Raw genomic sequence first — 19,115 nt, 5'->3', positions numbered from 1 at the left:
GAATTGCCCTGCGCACGAGGTGCGCAGGTTCAAAAAAGACTTCGCTAGTTCAGGAGATTTGGGGTGGCGCTCGCGCGTCATAGCGCGCATGGAAACCCGCGCTGCGGCGGGTGAATTCTGCGTGCGCCCAGCGCAGTTGTACCGGAAAGTCGAGGTGTTTCAGGGCGCCCGAATTTGGCACATGTACATCCGCAAACAGCCCCGCAAACGAACACTCCGATCGGCGGTCCGTCTCATCATGCATTGGGTCGCTTGGGTCCAGATCGACCCATTGCTCGACCGCTCCTTCTCCGGTGCATATGACAAGCAGGAGTTTGCCGTCCTGACCCTGCGTTGGCATCCAACCCTGCGGGATTGCTCCGGTCGCGACCAAAGCAAGAAGCGTCACAAGACTGAGGAGGCGCGTGATGGCTCTCATTCCAGATGCGCGATGATGGAGCGCAATGTTGGAACACCGTCATTCTTTTCAGATGACGTTAGTACGATTTCTGGGTAGGCGGCCGGGTGTTTGGACAAGGCGGTGCGCACCTGATCCAGCACTTTTTCACGATCCTTGAACTTAACCTTATCCGCTTTGGTCATAACGCACTGAAAAGTAACCGCGCTGGTGTCCAAGAGCTTCATGATCTCATCATCAACCGGTTTTACCCCGTGGCGCGCGTCGATCAGAACAAAGGCGCGACGCAGGGTTTGTCGTCCGCTCAGGTATTTTTTCAGAAGTCGCTGCCATTTCTCGACAATCTTAAGCGGCGCATTGGCATAGCCATATCCCGGCAGGTCGACCAAATACAGCTCTGGGCCCTGCGAGAAAAAGTTGATCTCTTGCGTGCGCCCCGGCGTGTTTGAGGCGCGCGCCAAACCTTTGGTGCCGGTCAGCGCATTGATCAGGCTGGATTTTCCCACGTTTGACCGACCTGCGAAACAAACCTCAAGCCGGTCAGGGGCTGGCAGGCCGTCCATTGCGACGACACCTTTGACGAACTCCGACGGGCCAGCGAACAATTTACGTCCGCGTTCCAATGCAAAGGCGTCGGGGTCTTCGGCCAGTGGAAAAGGAAGTGCGGTCATAGAACCTGAACCTTGTCACCGACACGGATGTTGCCACCCCGAACCACGACGGCGTAAACGCCGAAATCCTGATGGTCCCAGCTGTTCAATGCGCCAAGCGTGTCGGCATCCCGCTCACCGGTCTCTGGATTGGCAGTGGTTGCAAGGCAGCGCACTATGCGTTCGCGCACATGGAACACGGCCTCTCCGATCTGAACGTCCTTACCCAGCCAGTCAAATTCTTCCCATAGAGGCAGGCCATCAAACCAGATGTTCCCCCGCCAGCGGCAAATCGACAGGTCATGGCCCAGCTTCTGCTCAATTGCACGGTGCGAGGCCATGTTGCAAAAGCTGATGGACGGAAAATCGCTGTCTGTCATCCCGCGGCCCGGAACACGAATGATGCGTGCCGATGCGGCGCGATCTGCGGGCATCAATGGCTTGACCCAGTTCAGAAACGCATCCTGCTCGGTATCCGGAGCAAACCGCAAATCTGGTTGTTGAGGATGGCTGAGCGTAACAGTGTCGCCTTCAAGACGAGCCGAAATTGCCATCAGATTTGGCGCCTTCGATCCGCGACTGAAATTGGCACAGGGCACCCATTTGCTGCCGTCGGCTTTTGACGCCTCGTGCGCGACGGCCCAAACGCGATCCCCGGGCAGTGTCTGCCCGGGAGATACGGTTACGTCATCAAGGCTTTCGCGCCCGTGGCTTTTGATCGGATATCGCCACAGACTGGTGATCGATCCGGTCATTTGTCATCCGTTTTTGGCGTTCGTTTGAACCCGGATATGATGTTACCAAATACGTCCGGCTTGTACCCCTGACTGCGCATGATCAGGTACTGCTGCGTGAAGGTGATCGTGTTGTTGGCGATCCAGTACACAACCAGACCACTCGCAAATCCGCCCAGCATGAACATGAAGACCCATGGCATCCAGGCAAAGATCATCGCCTGCGTCGCATCAGTCGGGGCCGGGTTCAGTTTCTGCTGCAGCCACATCGAGATGCCCAACAGCAGGGGGAGGATACCAATGAAGATCAGGGCCATGATGGTATCTGGCTGTGGTCCCGCCCAGGGCAGCCAGCCAAAGAAATTCATGATCGAGGTTGGATCCGGCGCGCTGAGGTCTTGGAACGGACCAAACCAGGGGGCCTGACGCAGTTCGATCGTGACAAAGATCACCTTATACAATGAGAAGAAGATTGGGATCTGCATAAGGATCGGCAAACAGCCTGCGGCAGGGTTCACCTTTTCCTTCTTATACAGCTCCATCATGCCTTGCTGCATCTTCTGGCGGTCGTCACCTGCGGCCTCTTTCAGGGCCTCCATCTGTGGCTGCAATTCCTTCATCTTTGCCATCGAGACATAGGATTTGAAGGCAAGCGGGAACAGGATTGCTTTGATGATCAGGGTCAGGCCGATGATAGACCAACCCATGTTGCCGATCAGGGCGTTGATGTTGTGCAGCAGCCAGAAAATCGGCTTCGTCAGGAAAGAGAACCAACCCCAGTCGATGCTCTCGATAAACTTCTGCACCCCTTCCGCCTCATACTCGCGGATGGTTTCCCACTCCTTCGCCCCTGCAAACAGGCGCGTCGTCACTTGCTCGGTCGCGCCGGGTGCAACGGTCAGGGTCGGTAGAACCGTTTCCGTCTGATAAATCTTGCGACGGGCATCGTATTTTGCCGCAGCTTTGAAGGTCGTACCTTCCTCGGGGATTAGTGTGGTCATCCAATAATGATCGGTAAACCCAACCCAGCCGCCTTCTTTGACCTGAAACACCTCAGCTTGGGCGCGTTCAACTGGATCGATGTCGAAATCCTGAACGTCGCCATAATCGATTTCGTCCAGAACGCCATCGGCCATGACCATCACGCCTTCATGCAGGATGAAGAAGTTTTTCAAGTCGGGCAGGTCCCCGTCTTCGCCAATTCCGTGACGGGCCAGAATACCATAGGGGGCCATGCCAACCTCGGCCTCAGTCGCGTTTTCCACCGACTGCGTGACAGAAAACATATAATCCTCGTCCACCGAAATGGTGCGGCGGAACGTCAGGCCGTTCTCATTGCGCCAGACCAGAGTGATCGGGGCGTCAACGCCCAGCGTTTCACCCTGTTCAAGCGCCCATAGGGTGTTTGGGCCGGGAACATCCGTGCCAGTCACACCGGCACCTGGCGCCCAACCATAAAGCGCATAGTAGGCGGATTCTGATCCGACCGGTGACAGGAGTTCGACAATCGGAGCGCCTTCTTTGATCGAAACCTTATAGTCCTTCAGGAACAGCTCATCAATGCGGCCACCCGACAAAGACAGGCTGCCTTTCAGGCGTGGTGTGTCGATCTGCACGCGGGGGGCTTGATCCTCTGGCAACGTTTCTTCGGCGGAAGCTGTCGCCTCACCCACGGTGCCTGTGCCGGACGCGCTTGGGGCTTGAACCTCATCACCTTGCGCAGTGGTGATTTCGGACTGCTCGGGTATTGGTGCCGGCTCTGGTGGGGGGAACAGGACGAACCAAACCAGTATCACCAGGAAGCTGAGCGCGGTTGCGAGGATGAGATTCTTGTTCTGATCGTCCATCTGGGACAGCCACCTTGAGCAGTGAAAGACACCCGCAGGGTTCAACAGAGTGCAGGCCGAAAGGTCAAGCGGAATCGCCCTTTAATTCGTCATGCATGGATCTTCTTTGCGGTAAACTCAGGTCCTTTACCCAGTTTGCCGTCCGATTTTTGGAACACCGTTGACTTTGTTGCGATACGTGGCGATCCAATCCAGCGTCTGATCAAAGGGCATGGGCTTCCCAATCCCGAACCCCTGAACATGGTCACAGCCCAGTTGCGCCATCAAAGCGTGTTCTCCGGGCGTCTCGACACCTTCGGCCAGTGTCTCGAGTTGCAATCGTTCGGCCATGGTCAGAATGGCGCTGGCGAGTTGCTGTTGGCTGGGGTCTTGATCTGATTTGGCAACAAATGATCGGTCGATTTTGATCCGCGAGACGTTGAAGCGTTTGATTGACGCAATCGACGCGTGCCCGGTTCCAAAATCGTCCAGATCGATGCAACATCCCAGCGCGGCGAGTCCGGTGACATTGCGCGTGATCACGTCGTTGGGTCGCCTAGAAAAAACGGTTTCCAAAACCTCGATCGCCAGCCTGTCCGGTGTCAGGTCGAAATGGTCCAACTCCCACTTGAGGCGATCAACAAGGCCCGGGTCTCGCAATTCGTCTGAGGAAAAGTTCACGCCAATTCGGGGAACGACGACACCGGCGCGATCCCAGGCCTGCATGGCGGTAAATGCGTGGTGGCGTATTGTTTGCCCAAGACGTTCCATGAGTTCTGCCTGCTCGGCAAACGGTAGGAAGACATGCGGTCCCAAAACACCCTTTTGCGGGTGTTCCCAACGAGCCAGAGCTTCAAAACCTGTAATGCGCGCGGTATCAGTAGACACCTGCGGTTGGAACCAGGGGCAGATCTCTCCGCTGCTTAGTGCAGCATCAAATTCCTTGCGTAAATTGGTCCTGATCCGCGACCTGCGCCGTGTTTCCGTTGAAAACGCCCTGATTGTAGATGGTCCATTTTGCTGCGCCTCCACCAGTGCGCCAGTTGCGGCGTTGATCCACTGTTCTGCGGTGCTACTTGTTTCGTTCGTACTGAGGCAAAAGCCGATAGAACACGACATGTACAAACCCGTGCCGTTCAGCATCACGGGGTCCTCGACTACGGATTGGATGCGTCCCGTCATCTGAATACATGTTTCCAAATCCAGCTGTTGAGCTGGCCGCAAGCCGATCAGCATTTTGTTTCCACCGACGCGCGTGGCGACGTCGCGGGTGCGGATCATGGACAGAACGCGGGTGCAGAACTGTTCCGTTACGTGGTTTGCTGCCGCTTGTCCGTGAAGATCAAGCAACTGGTTGTAGTCGTCCAGCGCCACAGCAATGCAGGCCGAGGTTTCGCCGCTGCGATTTGCAGCCTCAAACACCTTTTCAAGCTCAAGTTCAAACCGATCATTTGCCACTAAGCCGCCAGTGTGCCGGTTGGATCGTGCTGCGCCGCCCACACCTAGTATGCCAACGCCCGCATACGCCAGTGGCAGGCCCAGAGCCGCAGCAACAAGCGCGCGCTCCCCTCCGACCCAAAAGGCACCTAGGCATAGCGCTGGGAGAAAGGCCAACGCGGCTGGGCTGTTCAGAGTTCTGACAAGAGAATGGGCAAATCGGTCAAAAGAAGGATGGTTCCGCATTGGTCTTCGGCCTTGGGCATAGATCGCGCACGGCCGAGCGTAGGAAACCAGTCTGAGTCAGTCGTTAACGCAACACAGGAATTTCGTCCGAATTTTCTGCGTTTTTGTCTAACTTCAGAGAAAGACCCGTGAAATCAAATAGTTTCGGATCCAAAAGATGAGATGGACGCGTGTTTGTCAGCGCGCGGAACATGACTTGCCGACGACCCGGGCTGTTCTTTTCCCACTGATCCAGAATCTGTTTGACCTGCTGACGCTGCAACCCGTCCTGACTCCCACACAAGTCACAAGGAATGATGGGATATGTCATGGCTTTGGCAAACTTCTCGCAATCCGCCTCGGCCACATGGGCCAGCGGGCGATACACAAACAGATCACCTTCCTCATTCACCAGCTTGGGTGGCATCGTGGCCAACCGTCCGCCGTGGAACAGATTCATGAAAAACGTCTCAAGGATATCGTCCCGGTGATGACCCAGGACAACGGCCGAGCATCCTTCTTCACGCGCGATGCGATACAGGTTTCCGCGCCGCAACCGCGAGCACAGCGCGCAGAACGTGCGTCCCTGCGGGACCTTGTCCACAACCACTGAATACGTGTCCTGATATTCGATCCTGTGGGGCACGCCCATCCGGTCCAGAAATTCAGGCAAGATGGTGGCTGGAAAGCCCGGTTGCCCCTGATCCAGGTTGCAGGCCAATAGATCCACCGGCAGCAATCCGCGCCACTTCAATTCGTATAGAACCGCCAAAAGGGTATAGCTGTCCTTGCCGCCCGACAAACAGACCAGCCAGCGAGGCGCTTTGCCGTCCCTGTCATGTGCAGATGGCGCCACCATCCCATACTGCTCAATAGCCTCGCGGGTCTGGCGCACGATGCGTTTGCGCAGCTTTTTGAACTCGGTGGTCGAGGGCGCCCCGGCGAATAGGGGATGGATGTCGCTGTCATCGTCCAGCATGTCGGCTCTCCTCAGGCTTGCGGGCGTATGCCATGGAAGCGCCGCGCTGCAAAGACCTGATTTAGGAGACAATTTGTGCTATGCTGTGCGGATATTTTTTGAAAGGATTGATCGATGGACTACTTTTTTTCCGTCCGCGGCCGCGATGGCAACCATTATTCGAACAAACCGGGGGGCACGCGATATCTGGCCATCCCCACCAATGCCAGACGACCTGCACGGCAGCACGAAATTCGGGTTTCGGATTGGATACAAAGGGTTCAGGCCGAAGCCGGGGCAAACGATGAAGAGAATGGGCACATCGTCATTTTCGTGCACGGCTTCAACACCGAGCAATTCGAGATGTTGGAACGCCATCGTAAAATCCGCTCGGGGCTAGAGGCGCACGGATTCAAAGGGACAGTTATCAGCTATGATTGGCCTAGCGACGGGTCGGTGCTTGGCTACAATTCGGACCGAGCTGATGCGCGTCGTTCGGCGGATAAATTGTTCACCCATGGCATCAAAAGGCTATCGCGTATGCAGACGCCTGATTGCCGCTATAACATCCATGTTCTGGCGCATTCCATGGGAACGTATCTGGTGCGTGAGGCGATGGATTATGCAGATGATGATCACACAACCGCGCAGCATAGCTGGACCACCAGTCAGGTCGCCTTTGTGGCCGCTGATATTTCGTCGAAATCACTTGGCGTCGGCAATCCTAAGTCGTCATCGCTTCTGCGCAGATGCACTCGGCTGACCTGCTATTACAGCCCCTTTGACGAAGCTCTGTCGATTTCCGAGGTGAAACGTGTAGGCGTATCACGCAGGCTTGGCCGCGTAGGTCTGCCCGCTGAACATCCCGAAAAGGCCGTGAACCTCTATTGTGGCAAGTTCTTCAAAGACAATCGTGCTGATTTTTCGGACGGGAAATCAGCAAGCCACAGCTGGTATTTCGACTCGCCGCGGTTCTACGAAGACCTTCACCATACCTTTATGGGCAAGCTGGATCGTGAGGTGATTCCAACCCGAGCACTCACGGATCGGGGCAACTTGGCGTTGCTCTGAGAAGATCAGTCTTTTTGGTGATCGGGAACCGGGTCATATCCATCGCCGCCCCAGGGATGGCACCTGCCGATACGGCGTGCGGCCAACCAAGCGCCTTTGATCGCGCCGTGTTTTTCCAAGGCCTCCAATGCATAGGCTGAGCAAGTCGGCTGGTAGCGGCAATTGAAGCCAACCCACGGGCTGAAGATCAGACGATAAGCCCGCACGGGCAGGGCAAGGATATGCGCAAGCAAAGTCATTTCTGGGCATTGTGCAGCTTGCGCAGCGCGTATCGAAAGTCGTCCAAAAGGGAATCAAATGGACGTGCGGCAGTCACATCGGCACGTCCGATCAGGACATAGTCCCAGCCATCAAGGCCATGGGCAGGCAAAACGGCGCGCGCGACTTCGCGTAGCCGACGTTTGGCGCGGTTACGGGCCACCGCATTGCCAACTTTCTTGGAGCAGGTAAAGCCAACGCGAATCCCGGTTGCCTCATCCGAGGCGCGCTTGCGGGCCTGCACCATCATCGAGGACGTGCCTTGCCTGCGCGCCCGCGCTGCCTTGAGGAAATCGGAACGGTTCTTGAGAATAGTCAGAGTTTCAGGCGCGCAAACGGACGCCGCCGGGGGCTTATCCCCGGGCTGGTTCTTACCATCCTCAGGGGCCTCCGGCGGCGTCATGTTCATAACCTGATCGGTGGGCGGTTTTATGCGCTCAGCGATTTACGACCGCGGGCGCGGCGTGAATTCAGGATTTTGCGGCCGGCTTTTGTAGCCATGCGCGCGCGGAAACCGTGGCGGCGTTTGCGAACCAGGTTCGAAGGCTGATAGGTGCGTTTCATCGCTCCGTCTCCAATCTATGCGGTCGGGTGCGGCGCGGATTCGCCTGCCCGTAGTGTTCGAAGCCCGTCCTCTACTGCTAAGAGTAGGGTAAGTCAAACCCCATGGACGCGGTTTTCGCGCCTTTTGCAACAATTCTGTAATCCGTCGTCGCAAAACATTTCAGAAACCGGCTTTTATACAGAAAACACTCACATTCGCGGCGGGAAACTTCAAGGGGCCGTGAACACCCTGTTGTTGGGCGCGCAGGCAGCGCATCTTGTGAGGAGAATGGAACCCAAAAAACCGGACAACCAGATGAGCGAAACGACCCAACCGCCACGCAGCGGGATTGCACGTCACATCCCATTGCTTGTTATCCTTACCGTCGCCACGGTCGGGTTCTTTACACTTGGGGACTACCTGACCTTTGAAACTCTGCGTGATAACCGCGAGGCCTTGCTGGCGTGGAGGGATGCGAATTACTGGGCGATGACGGTGGCGTTTATCGCGATTTACATAGTGGTGGTGGCGTTTTCCTTGCCAGGCGCGGCCGTTGCGTCGATGACCGGCGGGTTCCTTTTTGGTCTTGTTGCGGGAACTGTGTTCAACGTTTTTGCAGCCACGGTCGGCGCTTCGGCGATTTTCCTAGCGGCACGATGGGGCCTGGGCGAGTCGTTGACGGCGCGATTGGAATCGTCAGAAGGCTCCATCAAAAAGCTTAAGGACGGGCTGCGGGAAAATGAAATCTCAGTGTTGTTTCTGCTGCGGCTTGTGCCAGTAGTCCCGTTCTTTGTCGCAAACCTTGTTCCGGCTTTGGTTGGCGTGAAATTCCGCAACTTTCTGCTGACAACGGCGCTGGGCATTATCCCCGGTGGGATCGTTTATACTTGGATCGGTGTTGGCTTGGGCGGCGTATTCGACCGAGGCGAGACTCCTGATGTGTCGCTGTTGTGGGAACCTTTTGTGATTGGCCCAATCATTGGTTTATGCGTATTGGCCGCATTGCCGATCGGCATCAAATACCTGCGTGGCCGAAAGGACGTCTGAAACATGAAAAATCTGAAAACCGATATCCTGGTGATTGGGGCCGGGTCGGGTGGTTTGTCCGTTGCCGCGGGTGCCAGCCAGATGGGCGCCGATGTCATCTTGCTGGAGGGCCACAAGATGGGAGGTGACTGCTTGAATTTCGGTTGTGTGCCGTCAAAGGCTTTGATTGCAAGTGGCAAAGCAGCCTACGGACAAGCACATTCGGCGGTCTTTGGTGTTGCTGATAGCGCACCTCAAGTGGACTACGCAGCCGCCAAGGACCATGTCCGAGACGTTATCGCCCAGATCGAGCCCATGGACAGTCAGGAGCGGTTTGAGGGGTTTGGCGTCAAGGTGATCCGTGAATACGGTTCATTCGTCTCTCCAACTCAAGTTCAGGCGGGTGATCAGGTGATCACAGCGCGACGCGTGGTGATTGCGACAGGGTCTTCACCATTGGTGCCGCCTATTCCCGGGCTCGACAACGTCCCTTTCTATACAAACGAAACCATCTTTGGGCTGCGGGAAAAACCCGACCACCTGCTGATCATCGGCGGTGGCCCGATCGGTATGGAGATGGCCCAGGCCCATATTCGGCTAGGATCAAAAGTGACCGTGATCGAAGGTATTAAGGCGCTGAGCAAAGATGACCCCGAGGCGGCAGATGTCGTGCTCGATGCCTTGCGCTCGGAAGGGGTCGCCATTCACGAGAACGCAATGGTCGCGCAAATCCGGGGCTCTAATGGCGCAGTCGAAGTTGTCACCGAAAACGGTGAGATTTATGCTGGTTCCCATCTGTTGCTGGCGGCTGGGCGCAAGGCCAATGTCGAGCGTCTGAATCTTGAAGTGGCAGGCATTGACCGAACGCGGACCGGGATAAAAACAGATGATGCGTTGCGCACGACAAACCGCAAGGTTTATGCCATTGGGGATGTCGCTGGCGGGATGCAATTCACCCATGTCGCCGGGTACCACGCGGGCATTATCATCCGGTCGGCCTTGTTTGGTCTGCCGTCCAAAGCCAAGACAAACCATATCCCATGGGCCACATACACGCAGCCGGAACTGGCACAAGTTGGGTTGACCGACGCGCAGGCGCACGCGCAACACGGCAAAAACGTCGAAATTGCACGGTTTGACTTTCATCACAACGACCGTGCTGTGGCGGAACGAAGGACAACCGGTTTTATCAAGGTTATGGTTGTCAAAGGTCGTCCAGTGGGTGCCACAATCGTTGGCCACCAGGCGGGTGAATTGATCAATTTGTGGTCTCTGGTGATAGCCAATAACCTGAAAATGGGTCAGATTGCTGCGATGGTGCCCCCATATCCGACAATCGGAGAGCTTAACAAACGCGTCGCGGGGGCCTATTTCTCGCCAAGGCTGTTTGAGAATCAGACAGTTAAACGAGTGGTCAGATTCGTCCAGCGCTGGATCCCCTAACCGAAAAAGGAGCGCCCATTGAATTCGCTGTCCGGACGTTTCCTGATCCTGACAACGGTCTTCGTGATGTTGGCCGAGGTATTGATCTTCGTGCCTTCGATTGCGCGGTTTCGGGAAGATTTCCTGCTGAACCGCCTGGAACGTGCTCAGATTGCGTCGCTGGCCCTGTTGGCCGATGACATGCTGGCCGAAGATCTTGAGGCCGAGCTGCTGGCAAACGCTGGTGTCTATAACGTCGTTCTGCGCCGTGACGAAGTACGTCAGTTGATGCTGTCTTCCCCCATTCCTGAACAAATCGCTAAAACCTACGACCTTAGGGATGCTGGACCATGGGTTCTAATCCGTGACGCGATGATTCGTTTATTCACTGTCGAAGACCAGGTCATCCGTGTGATCGGCGAGCCGGTCAAAGGCGCCGGTCTTCTGATCGAAGTGACAACTGACAGCGCCCCCCTGCGAATGGCGATGACGGACTACGGATGGCGTATTCTGGGCCTGTCCTTTGTAATTTCCATCATTACTGCCTCGTTCCTGTTTCTCGCGGTGCGGGTGGTGCTTGTCCGACCAATCAAAAGCGTGGTCGGCTACATGCAACGCTACGCCAGCGCGCCCGAGGATGCCCGGGGTATCATCTCGCCGAACTCCAAAGTGACCGAGCTGCGCGAGGCGGAAGAAGCCTTGAAGATGCTGCAAACGGATCTGACCCAGGCGCTCAAACAACGTGAGAGGCTGGCTCAGTTGGGTGGGGCAGTGGCCAAAGTCAGTCATGATTTACGTAACATTCTGACATCCGCTCAGCTGTTTACCGATCGGATTGAGGCCAGCGATGACCCGCTTGTGCGGCGGATGGCTCCGAAACTGGTGAACTCGATAACACGCGCGGTTTCGCTTTGTGAAAACACGCTTGCCTTTGGCCGCGCCGAAGAGCCCGCGCCGACGCTGAACATGGTCCGAGTGCGGGATTTGGCCGAAGATGTTGCAGCAAGCGAACAACTCGCGATCGCAGATGCGTGCGTGGAAATAGTCAACGATGTGCCCAACGACCTCATTGCCCGAGCGGACCCAGAACAACTGTTCCGAGTTATCATGAACCTTGTCCGGAATGCCAGGCAGGCTTTGGTCGCATCTGGCAAGCCGGGTCAGATCACTATTGCCGGCCGCGAATTTGAAGACAGTTGGTGCCTCGAGATCCGCGACACAGGTCCAGGATTGCCGCCCAAAGCGCGCGAAAATCTGTTCACCCCGTTTCAGGGCGGGGTGCGCAAAGGCGGGTCTGGTCTGGGCCTGGCAATTTCGCAGGAACTGGTTCGTGGCCATGGGGGCGATCTTGTCTTGAAAGACACTGGACCTGAGGGAACCACGTTTGAAATAAGGCTTCCTCGCGGGGAGATGACTTTTTGAAGGTTTTTCGAAGAATCGTCTTGCACGTCCTACGTCCCGGGTCTAAACAGCGCCTCACCAACGCGGACCGATAGCTCAGCTGGATAGAGTACTTGACTACGAATCAAGGGGTCGGGGGTTCGAATCCTCCTCGGTCCGCCACTTTTTCGCCTAAAAAAGTGGCGGCGTTTGGAAAATCAATCAAAAACAATAGGTTATCCTTAGATTTTCCGATTAAAAATTAGGCAATCCCGCAACATCTGAAATCCCGCAACATTGTCCGCAACAAATCCCGCAACAATTCCCTCAACAAATCCCGCAACATTTGTCTTCAGCGCGGCTTGCAGCACAAAACACGCACGCACTAGTATGGCGTGAATTGTTTTAGGGGATTCAGTTTATGGACGAGTTGCAAGCGAAACTGGCAAGGCTGTTTATGCCGTATGCTATGGACCGCGTGGAGGCTGTAGAAGCCGAAAATACCAAGTTCGTTCACTACACTAGTGCATTTGCCGCAACCCAAATCATAAAAAATGAAGAGGTTTGGCTACGCAATGCTCTAGTAATGAATGACTTTAGTGAGGTCCAACACGGCGAAATGTGCCTGGCCGAGAGTTGGAAAGACGAAGAAGTCGGTGGACGGCTAAGAAAGCTGTTGAGTGAACTAGCGGATGACTTGGCAGATCGTCTTGCCGAGACGTTCGATTCTCACTCAACAGAAAGAACGGTGCAGAGTTTTCTCATGTCCGTTAGCGAGCACGGGAATCCAGATATTGCCGAGGAGAAATATGGGCGGTTGTCCATGTGGCGAGCATACGGTGGTGATACCAATGTCGCTCTCATTTTTAACAACTCGCCTTTCAGGTCTGAGGAAGTGAAACTCCAGGCATTTTCAAGCCCAGTTCTTTATGCAGACTACGATGGTTTTAAGGAAGAGTTCGTTAGGCTGGTTAGAGGATTGGAAGCAGAATTCGATCTGCTGAATGAGATTGGGCCTGATGAGGTCTTCAAGCAGCTCTACTGGGCATTCCACATGGCATCTCTCTCAACAAAGAATCCTGGGTTTTCAGAAGAAAGAGAATGGCGTGTAATTTATTCGCCGACGCTTTTTGGCCGGTCGCCCATCATGAAGGAAGAAATCGAAACTATCGGTGGTGTTCCGCAAGAGGTCATCAAGTTGCCACTAAAGGCGGATGCCACCACCGGCTATTCTGGATATGCCGTCAAAGAAATCCTGGAAGAGATAATCGTGGGTCCAACAGAAACGAGTTGGCCAATTTATGAGTCATTGGCAATGTTGCTTGAGGAGAACGGCGTGGATGACGCGTGGGGCAAAGTTCGGAGATCAGATATTCCCCTCAGAAGGTAAATGAAATTCCCGCAACAAATCCCGCAACATTTTTTGCGGTGAAATCATGTAAATTATTGAAAATAAACATATTTATAGAGGTCGCCGAATCCTCCTCGGTCCGCCACTGGTATCCTGTGTTGAACGTCACACGAACCTGACCCAACCGTCATAGTTGGGCCAGAAATGCAGTGAACGTTCGACATCAGAAGGCGCCCCCAAAGTTGGAGATCAGTTGAATTTGATCTTTGCGTCATCAACTAACACGCCGACCCTATCTCAGACTCCCGCAGACAGTTTGGTTTGATCTGACTTTCCTTTCGGAAAATCAGAGCTGATTTGCAGGTCAGATAGCGAAGCTGCCTGTTCCTGCTAATCTGCCACGTGGCGAACGCGGGAGGGGGCGAGGTAACGCTATTCGACAGGGGTGGTGCGGCCCGCAGGCACAGCCGAGGACACGGCCCTGTCTAATAGGGTTGCCCGAGGCGGAGGGCAGCGCCCTCACCCTGACGGCCAGTGGCGTTTGGCTTGTCCAAATCCCGCTGGTCCACAAAAAGATCGATGGCCGATAGCCCGGCCACAACTAGTAAGTACGGCCCAAAGCGGCCATTTGCGTCAGCCGCATCGAAGGTCTGGTTCGAGCCCATAGTCCCGAGTTTCTGCAAGATGGCGAATGTCAGTTTCGGTGACTCGAACACTTAATATATGTCCGTACCCACGTTCTGTGCTCTATTGGTATCGCCTCGTATCAAGCCGCGACATTCGGAAACCAGCCATGCGCATCATCTTTGCCATCGCCACGCTTTTCATTCTGACCAGTCAGTCATTGGCACAGGAATCAATCCTCGTGGGTGATGCTCCCCTGCCCGACGATATCGAAATCACCGCCCAGGATAATTCCCCCTTCCTCGGGGTTTGGACGGGAAGATGGGACACTTGGAGAAGTCACATTCTCGTCGTGGAAAGCCAGGCCGAAGACGGATTATTCAGTGTCATCTATTCAGTGGGGCGTGGCCATCATGGCAGTGGTAATTGGTTCCGCAGCCAAGCGCGATTGGACGGCGACACTCTGGTGTTTACTGATAGCGGCTTCGCTGCGCGATACTCAATTTCAGCTACCGGACGGTTGCGCGGTATCTATCCGACTGAGGATCGTTTTGCCATTTTGGAGCGACAAACTCTCACGGCTGTCCTGGCAGCGCCGACAAGCGAGTGGTTCGAGCTCGGTACGCGCGAATTCCTAGCAACCGAACTGCAAGAAGACAGTTCGAAAGTTGAGCTTGCGGTCGCGATCTATGCGCCTGCTGGTGATGGACCGTTCCCGCTGGCTCTCGTTCATCACGGGTCAACGGGCTACGGGACTGATCCACAAGCTTTTAATCGGTTCTTTGCCAACGATTGGCTTGCAGATGTTCTGAACGCCAACGGTTGGATCGTTGCATTCCCTCAGCGTCGTGGTCGGGGTGGGTCTGATGGTTTGTACGATGAGGGCTTTGCTGACGATCGGTCGCAAGGATATTCGCCGGACACGCAAATATCGTTGGCAGGGGCAGAACGCGCTTTGGTAGATGCAAACGCTGCCCTGCGAGCGTTGCAGCAGCGACCCAATGTGAGTTTGGAACCTGTCCTTCTTTCAGGCTTCTCGCGCGGAGGCGTTGTTGCCCTCATGCAAGCCGGGGACGATCCAGGAAACGCTGCCGGTGTGATTAACTTCGTTGGAGGATGGATGGGAGAACGTTTTGGAGACCCCGAAATCAATCCTATACTCTTTCGGCGGATCGGCACTTTTGATGGTCAGGTATTGTCAGTCTATGGCGAGGACGACGCGTTTTACAGCATTGAGCATTCGCTATCGAATCTTGCAGCAATGGAAGAGATGGGCGCTGAGAGTGAAGTTCATGTCGTGTCTGTTCCAGGCCACAATAGAGGCCATTGGTTGATGTTCCAGCCAACTCTCTGGGAAGAAATAGTCGACGATTACCTAACACGTATCGAAAGCCGACATTGAAATGAGCAAATCGGAAGTTCGCTTCGTCCCGCTTACTTGCAACTGATAGATCTTCGTTGAATGTCCGGTTTGCACCGTTCACGACGTGCTGCACGAGCGAAGCCTCAAAATGCGGTTAAGGTCTGGTAAGGGCTCTTTAGACCAATTGGGGACGTCGCAGAGAGTGGCCGCATCGAGCCCACTTTGACCGATGCTGCGCGATACCCCAATTACAGCAATGTACAGATAGAGAACTTTGCAAAGTCTATCGGCGGCCTGTGGACTGGTTCAAGAAAGCACTGGCTGCTGGAAAGTCACCGGAGTCGTTGGAGGCCTGATCTGTAGCTGATTGGTCAAATGTTGAGGCCCTGATGAAATGTCGGGACCTTTCCTACGTGGACTTCAGTCAGGCGAAGCGGTTCATGCTGCGATTGCGCAGTCCGCCCTTGGATGGCATCAGGTAAACTCACGCGCTCTGCTTCTTCTGCCGGAAGCCCGCCAACAAGGCCAGAGTCCATATGGTCACTCCAACCCAAACTGCGAAAACATGGTAAAATAGTATGCGGCCCCTTAATCGCTCAAGTCGGTAAAAATCGTCGCAATACTCTTGGCCATTCGGACAGACCGTAAAGTCAGAAAGCCCGGTTTGTTTGAGGTATATTTCGCCGATGATGAACGGCAGAGATACCACTGCTATCTGTATAGCCACCACAGACGCAAAACGCCAAAGACCTAAGCCGGATGCCGTGACTTGACGCACGACGCACCAAATCGCTAAAGCGACCCAGATCAGAGGTGCGAGCACGAGCAAAAAGACCAACGTCAAGAAGCTCACCTTTCAGCACGAGATTTTCTTTGGAAGGAAGCGATGTCACTCAAGCGTCTGAAGACGTAGCACTGTATTTGTTTGTCCAAGGTCCGGTCCCTAAATTAGTCTAGCCCGACGACCCCAGCTAATGCGAACATATCCGTCTTTCGGTAGCACATCAGACTCCGAGTAGACTTTTGCCGTTGGCCAGCGTGATGAGTCAAAGCTTGCGGGCTTTGCCGGTCTGGTGTCAATGGTTGGCCGCGAAAATGAGACGGTCAAACAGGGGAGTGTGGGTGGACCGTTCTACATTCGAATTGCTAGCACAAGGGTGTAAGTCTAAACTCTATATGTGCGATCATCGGTTTGGAACTGTTAGGAACTCGACATGTTTGAGCCAGTGGTGGACGTATTACGATTTCTGTTGAACAACCCAATCATCGCGGTGGTGATCATCAGTGTTGTGGTGATTTCAAATTGGTTACAGGCACATTTTCTGCATCGTGCCGCTGAAAAGAACGCGGAAGCAAAAAGATCGGGCTGGACCACCCCTGCTGGTAGGTCTGAGCGGCGACATGATACGGGGATAGGTACCCAAGCCATACTCGTCATGCGCCGACCCCGCCGCTACACATATATCGCCGTCTGGACGCTGATCCTTTTCGGAGGTTTTGCGGCATACTATTGGCAAGTCGTGTTAGCCGAACCAAGTGGGCAGACCACGAAGAATTGGTTCACTTTCGTTATCGGCCTGGTCTTCTCTACTTTGGCTGTAGCTCTGTTTGCCGCCGCATGCACAAGTGTTCATGTCTCAGTTGATGACATTGTTCTGCGGCGTCTTTTTCGTCGTCCTGAGCGATTTTCATTGAAAGAGATTTCACGTGTTGAACCAGTCGACAAAGGCCCCGCAACGGGAGTGAGGCTCATCCTCTTTGACGGAAGGTCTGTCAAATTGCTGGCGGGTTTTGAAGGCTATTCGCAAGTCCTGAAGAAAATTCATAATGCTCATCCAGACTTACTTAGGCTGCTTACGATTGGACAAATTACCGACGCTGTGGCCGCGCGGCGAAAGCGCCATCTGTCAAAGTAACCATTCAACCAAATCTGCATTCAATGCGGTCTTTGCAAATGAAGGCATTAGGGAATAAGCGGGGCGCCATCTGCTGGGTTAATTCAATAGACGGGCACAAGGTCGGAAACATAAATAACCGTTTGTTACCACCCCGGATTTTAAGAAGCGGACATTCGCGCAGCCGCAGCGAATTCACACTTTGTCCGCTCACCTGCCAGATGTCACCGGTTTCTGAACGTCCGGAATGTGCGGTTCGCGACGTGCCGCACGTGCAAACGACAGAAGATCGGTCGACTGCGGCAATGGGCTGAGACTGTGTGGAAACCTCTTTGATTTTTAGCTTTGAAGATTTTCTACTGGTTTCCTTTTGGGTTTTCGGTTTCTGGACCACTTTGGGGCTTATTGCGCTGGAGCGGGGTGGAAACTGAGCACTTACGGCGTTTCGCGCCGTGCAATCTGAACGGTTCGCCCCCGTTTAGGCCGGAATGGCAGTCAGAAGCCCACGTACCCCGATCAAAGCGATCATCCGTTTGATATTATAGGCGAGGACATGGAATGCCATCTCGGTACGGACATTCTTGAGCGTGCGCATCCGGAAGTGCGTCGCCCCCATCCAGCTCTTGATTGTGCCGAACGGGTGCTCAACAGTTGAGCGACGGAGGCCCATCAAGGCCGGGTCGCGGCTCAATCGGTCACGCATCTCGTCGACCAGATGTTCGTGCTCCCATCGGGTGATACGACGTTCCTTGCCGGTCGTGCAGCCCGCCTTGAGAGGGCAGGTCTGACAGGCGTTGGTCCAGTATCGCCGCACCATCAGGCCGCCCTCTTCGGTCGTGTAGCGGTAAATCAGCGTCTCACCTGCTGGGCATCGGTAAACATCCGCATCCGCGTCATAGGCAAAGTCGGTCTTCACATACATGCCTTTCTTGCGGTTGCCGGATGTCTCGGGTCGGGGGAGGGTTGTGATGATGCCATCCTCGTGACAGGCCAAAATTTCCCGGCCGCTGAAATAGCCCTTGTCTGCCACCGCGCTCATTTCGTCACGTCCAAGAGCGGCCTTCGCTGCCTTGGCCATCGGCGACAGCTGTTCACGGTCGTGCCCGGCATTGATCACGTCATGCGTGACAATCAGGTGGGTCTCGGTATCCACTGCGGACTGGGCGTTGTAGCCTACAAAACCGCTGCCTTTGGCGCTGGTGGCCATGGAGCGGGCATCCTGATCAGTCAGGGAGATCTGCCTGTCCGGGCTCTTCCTGAGCGCCTCGCTCATGTCCACCAGGCGCGCGATCTCCTGCCGGATGCGCTCGCAGCGTTGCGCCAGGTTAGCGATCTTTTCGGCCCGAACCTCACCCTCTTCCTGACGGTCGATCCGGACCATTTCATCAAGGTAGCGCTCAATGCTCGCGACCAGATGGGCGGTGCGGCTGGCAATCTTGCCCTTGGTGAAGTTCTTGTCTCGGCTGTTGTCCGCCTTGAACTTGGATCCGTCGATGGCGACACAATCCCCCTTCAGCACCCCGATCCGACGACAGAGTTCGACGAACTGCGCACAGGTACGCCGAATGGCCGGACCGTTATCGCGCCGAAAATCGGCGATTGTCTTGTGGCCCGGGGCCAACCGCCCGGTCAGCCACATCACCTCAACATTGCGACCAGCCTCCCGCTCCAGCGCGCGGCTGGAGGGAACGCGGTTCAGATAGCCGTAGATGAAGAGCTTCAACAGGACCGAGGGGTGATAACCTGGCCGCCCTGTCCGCGCAGGTGCCGTCCGCAGGAAACCGATCTCCTCAAGATCAATCTCCTCCACAAAGAGGTCAATCACGCGAACCGGATTATCCTCGTCGATCCAATCTTCAAGCCGATCCGGAAAAAGCGTCGTCTGACTTCGCTCCGCGCCCTCGATATATCCCGACATACCCGCCTCCAGTCTATACCAAAAAGCATACAGCAT

General features: G+C 55.1%; 18 protein-coding genes and 1 tRNA gene. 8 read left to right on the top strand and 11 right to left on the bottom strand.

What is annotated here, in order from left to right:
- Positions 1–49: 49 nt before the first annotated feature.
- The 6 genes from Q1B13_RS02375 to ttcA all read right to left on the bottom strand — a co-directional run bounded on the left by Q1B13_RS02375 (position 50) and on the right by ttcA (position 6,248).
- A complete protein-coding gene (locus Q1B13_RS02375) occupies positions 50–418 on the bottom strand; it encodes a DUF2946 domain-containing protein (RefSeq protein ID WP_299077805.1) in 369 nt (122 codons plus the stop codon).
- Entirely contained in the window at positions 415–1,068 is a 654-nt protein-coding gene (gene yihA / locus Q1B13_RS02370; RefSeq protein WP_299077802.1) for a ribosome biogenesis GTP-binding protein YihA/YsxC, read from the bottom strand. The genes Q1B13_RS02375 and yihA overlap by 4 nt, the downstream gene beginning before the upstream one ends.
- A complete protein-coding gene (locus Q1B13_RS02365) occupies positions 1,065–1,802 on the bottom strand; it encodes an MOSC N-terminal beta barrel domain-containing protein (protein WP_299077799.1) in 738 nt (245 codons plus the stop codon). Before Q1B13_RS02365 ends, yihA begins: the two co-directional genes overlap by 4 nt.
- A complete protein-coding gene (yidC, locus tag Q1B13_RS02360) occupies positions 1,799–3,628 on the bottom strand; it encodes a membrane protein insertase YidC (RefSeq protein ID WP_299077796.1) in 1,830 nt (609 codons plus the stop codon). Before yidC ends, Q1B13_RS02365 begins: the two co-directional genes overlap by 4 nt.
- 126 nt (positions 3,629–3,754) lie before the next feature.
- Positions 3,755–5,290: a bifunctional diguanylate cyclase/phosphodiesterase gene (locus tag Q1B13_RS02355; protein ID WP_299077793.1), complete on the bottom strand. Its 1,536-nt coding sequence runs from the start codon at positions 5,288–5,290 to the stop codon at positions 3,755–3,757.
- A gap of 64 nt (positions 5,291–5,354) precedes the next feature.
- Entirely contained in the window at positions 5,355–6,248 is an 894-nt protein-coding gene (ttcA, locus tag Q1B13_RS02350) for a tRNA 2-thiocytidine(32) synthetase TtcA (protein ID WP_299077790.1), read from the bottom strand.
- A gap of 114 nt (positions 6,249–6,362) precedes the next feature.
- On the opposite strand from ttcA, the gene Q1B13_RS02345 reads away from it, so the two are divergent.
- Entirely contained in the window at positions 6,363–7,298 is a 936-nt protein-coding gene (locus tag Q1B13_RS02345; protein ID WP_299077787.1) for an alpha/beta fold hydrolase, read from the top strand.
- Positions 7,299–7,303: 5 nt separating this feature from the next.
- Here the strand turns inward: Q1B13_RS02345 and yidD are convergent, their stop codons facing one another.
- Genes yidD through rpmH form a run of 3 tightly spaced genes read right to left on the bottom strand, consistent with a single transcriptional unit; the run spans position 7,304 to position 8,120 of the window.
- Positions 7,304–7,537, bottom strand: a complete 234-nt coding sequence (gene yidD, locus Q1B13_RS02340) for a membrane protein insertion efficiency factor YidD (RefSeq protein WP_299077784.1) — start codon at positions 7,535–7,537, stop codon at positions 7,304–7,306.
- A complete protein-coding gene (gene rnpA / locus Q1B13_RS02335; protein WP_299077782.1) occupies positions 7,534–7,959 on the bottom strand; it encodes a ribonuclease P protein component in 426 nt (141 codons plus the stop codon). The genes yidD and rnpA overlap by 4 nt, the downstream gene beginning before the upstream one ends.
- Before the next feature lie 26 nt (positions 7,960–7,985).
- Positions 7,986–8,120 (bottom strand): 50S ribosomal protein L34, encoded by a 135-nt coding sequence (rpmH, locus tag Q1B13_RS02330; protein ID WP_005632162.1) that lies wholly within the window; start codon positions 8,118–8,120, stop codon positions 7,986–7,988.
- 295 nt (positions 8,121–8,415) lie between these two features.
- Here rpmH and Q1B13_RS02325 point away from each other — a divergent pair, with 295 nt between their 5' ends.
- From Q1B13_RS02325 to Q1B13_RS02305, 5 genes are all read left to right on the top strand, one after another.
- The gene (locus Q1B13_RS02325; protein ID WP_299077780.1) at positions 8,416–9,147 is read left to right on the top strand and encodes a TVP38/TMEM64 family protein; all 732 of its coding nucleotides are present in this window, start codon (positions 8,416–8,418) and stop codon (positions 9,145–9,147) included.
- 3 nt (positions 9,148–9,150) lie between these two features.
- Positions 9,151–10,569, top strand: a complete 1,419-nt coding sequence (locus Q1B13_RS02320; protein ID WP_299077778.1) for an FAD-dependent oxidoreductase — start codon at positions 9,151–9,153, stop codon at positions 10,567–10,569.
- Positions 10,570–10,587: 18 nt separating this feature from the next.
- Positions 10,588–11,970: an ATP-binding protein gene (locus tag Q1B13_RS02315; protein WP_299077776.1), complete on the top strand. Its 1,383-nt coding sequence runs from the start codon at positions 10,588–10,590 to the stop codon at positions 11,968–11,970.
- A 64-nt stretch (positions 11,971–12,034) separates the two neighbouring features.
- A tRNA-Arg gene (locus tag Q1B13_RS02310) sits at positions 12,035–12,111 on the top strand.
- A 238-nt stretch (positions 12,112–12,349) separates the two neighbouring features.
- On the top strand, positions 12,350–13,318 hold the full coding sequence (locus Q1B13_RS02305) for a DUF2971 domain-containing protein (protein WP_299077774.1): 969 nt from the start codon (positions 12,350–12,352) through the stop codon (positions 13,316–13,318).
- Positions 13,319–13,764: 446 nt separating this feature from the next.
- On the opposite strand, the gene Q1B13_RS02300 is transcribed toward Q1B13_RS02305, so the two are convergent.
- Positions 13,765–13,995, bottom strand: coding sequence for a hypothetical protein (locus Q1B13_RS02300; protein WP_299077771.1), 231 nt, complete (start codon positions 13,993–13,995; stop codon positions 13,765–13,767).
- A gap of 77 nt (positions 13,996–14,072) precedes the next feature.
- On the opposite strand from Q1B13_RS02300, the gene Q1B13_RS02295 reads away from it, so the two are divergent.
- Positions 14,073–15,305 (top strand): dienelactone hydrolase family protein, encoded by a 1,233-nt coding sequence (locus Q1B13_RS02295; protein WP_299077768.1) that lies wholly within the window; start codon positions 14,073–14,075, stop codon positions 15,303–15,305.
- A gap of 1,175 nt (positions 15,306–16,480) precedes the next feature.
- The gene (locus Q1B13_RS02290) at positions 16,481–17,182 is read left to right on the top strand and encodes a hypothetical protein (RefSeq protein ID WP_299077766.1); all 702 of its coding nucleotides are present in this window, start codon (positions 16,481–16,483) and stop codon (positions 17,180–17,182) included.
- A 457-nt stretch (positions 17,183–17,639) separates the two neighbouring features.
- Here the strand turns inward: Q1B13_RS02290 and Q1B13_RS02285 are convergent, their stop codons facing one another.
- Positions 17,640–19,079 carry an IS1182 family transposase gene (locus tag Q1B13_RS02285; protein WP_299077763.1) on the bottom strand — a complete coding sequence of 480 codons (1,440 nt, stop codon included), beginning with the start codon at positions 19,077–19,079 and terminating at the stop codon, positions 17,640–17,642.
- Positions 19,080–19,115 lie beyond the last annotated feature (36 nt).

Origin of the sequence: uncultured Ruegeria sp., assembly GCF_947489545.1 — a bacterium.
Lineage (GTDB): Bacteria > Pseudomonadota > Alphaproteobacteria > Rhodobacterales > Rhodobacteraceae > Ruegeria.
Note: the sequence above shows the minus strand (reverse complement) of the source record. Positions and strands in the feature narration are given on the sequence as shown.

What these genes read in the sequence shown, in the direction of transcription:
- Q1B13_RS02375 (WP_299077805.1), bottom strand. Translation starts at nt 418, where the DNA reads ATGAGAGCCATCACGCGCCTCCTCAGTCTTGTGACGCTTCTTGCTTTG.
- yihA (WP_299077802.1), bottom strand. Translation starts at nt 1,068, where the DNA reads ATGACCGCACTTCCTTTTCCACTGGCCGAAGACCCCGACGCCTTTGCA.
- Q1B13_RS02365 (WP_299077799.1), bottom strand. Translation starts at nt 1,802, where the DNA reads ATGACCGGATCGATCACCAGTCTGTGGCGATATCCGATCAAAAGCCAC.
- yidC (WP_299077796.1), bottom strand. Translation starts at nt 3,628, where the DNA reads ATGGACGATCAGAACAAGAATCTCATCCTCGCAACCGCGCTCAGCTTC.
- Q1B13_RS02355 (WP_299077793.1), bottom strand. Translation starts at nt 5,290, where the DNA reads ATGCGGAACCATCCTTCTTTTGACCGATTTGCCCATTCTCTTGTCAGA.
- ttcA (WP_299077790.1), bottom strand. Translation starts at nt 6,248, where the DNA reads ATGCTGGACGATGACAGCGACATCCATCCCCTATTCGCCGGGGCGCCC.
- Q1B13_RS02345 (WP_299077787.1), top strand. Translation starts at nt 6,363, where the DNA reads ATGGACTACTTTTTTTCCGTCCGCGGCCGCGATGGCAACCATTATTCG.
- yidD (WP_299077784.1), bottom strand. Translation starts at nt 7,537, where the DNA reads ATGACTTTGCTTGCGCATATCCTTGCCCTGCCCGTGCGGGCTTATCGT.
- rnpA (WP_299077782.1), bottom strand. Translation starts at nt 7,959, where the DNA reads ATGACGCCGCCGGAGGCCCCTGAGGATGGTAAGAACCAGCCCGGGGAT.
- rpmH (WP_005632162.1), bottom strand. Translation starts at nt 8,120, where the DNA reads ATGAAACGCACCTATCAGCCTTCGAACCTGGTTCGCAAACGCCGCCAC.
- Q1B13_RS02325 (WP_299077780.1), top strand. Translation starts at nt 8,416, where the DNA reads ATGAGCGAAACGACCCAACCGCCACGCAGCGGGATTGCACGTCACATC.
- Q1B13_RS02320 (WP_299077778.1), top strand. Translation starts at nt 9,151, where the DNA reads ATGAAAAATCTGAAAACCGATATCCTGGTGATTGGGGCCGGGTCGGGT.
- Q1B13_RS02305 (WP_299077774.1), top strand. Translation starts at nt 12,350, where the DNA reads ATGGACGAGTTGCAAGCGAAACTGGCAAGGCTGTTTATGCCGTATGCT.
- Q1B13_RS02295 (WP_299077768.1), top strand. Translation starts at nt 14,073, where the DNA reads ATGCGCATCATCTTTGCCATCGCCACGCTTTTCATTCTGACCAGTCAG.
- Q1B13_RS02290 (WP_299077766.1), top strand. Translation starts at nt 16,481, where the DNA reads ATGTTTGAGCCAGTGGTGGACGTATTACGATTTCTGTTGAACAACCCA.
- Q1B13_RS02285 (WP_299077763.1), bottom strand. Translation starts at nt 19,079, where the DNA reads ATGTCGGGATATATCGAGGGCGCGGAGCGAAGTCAGACGACGCTTTTT.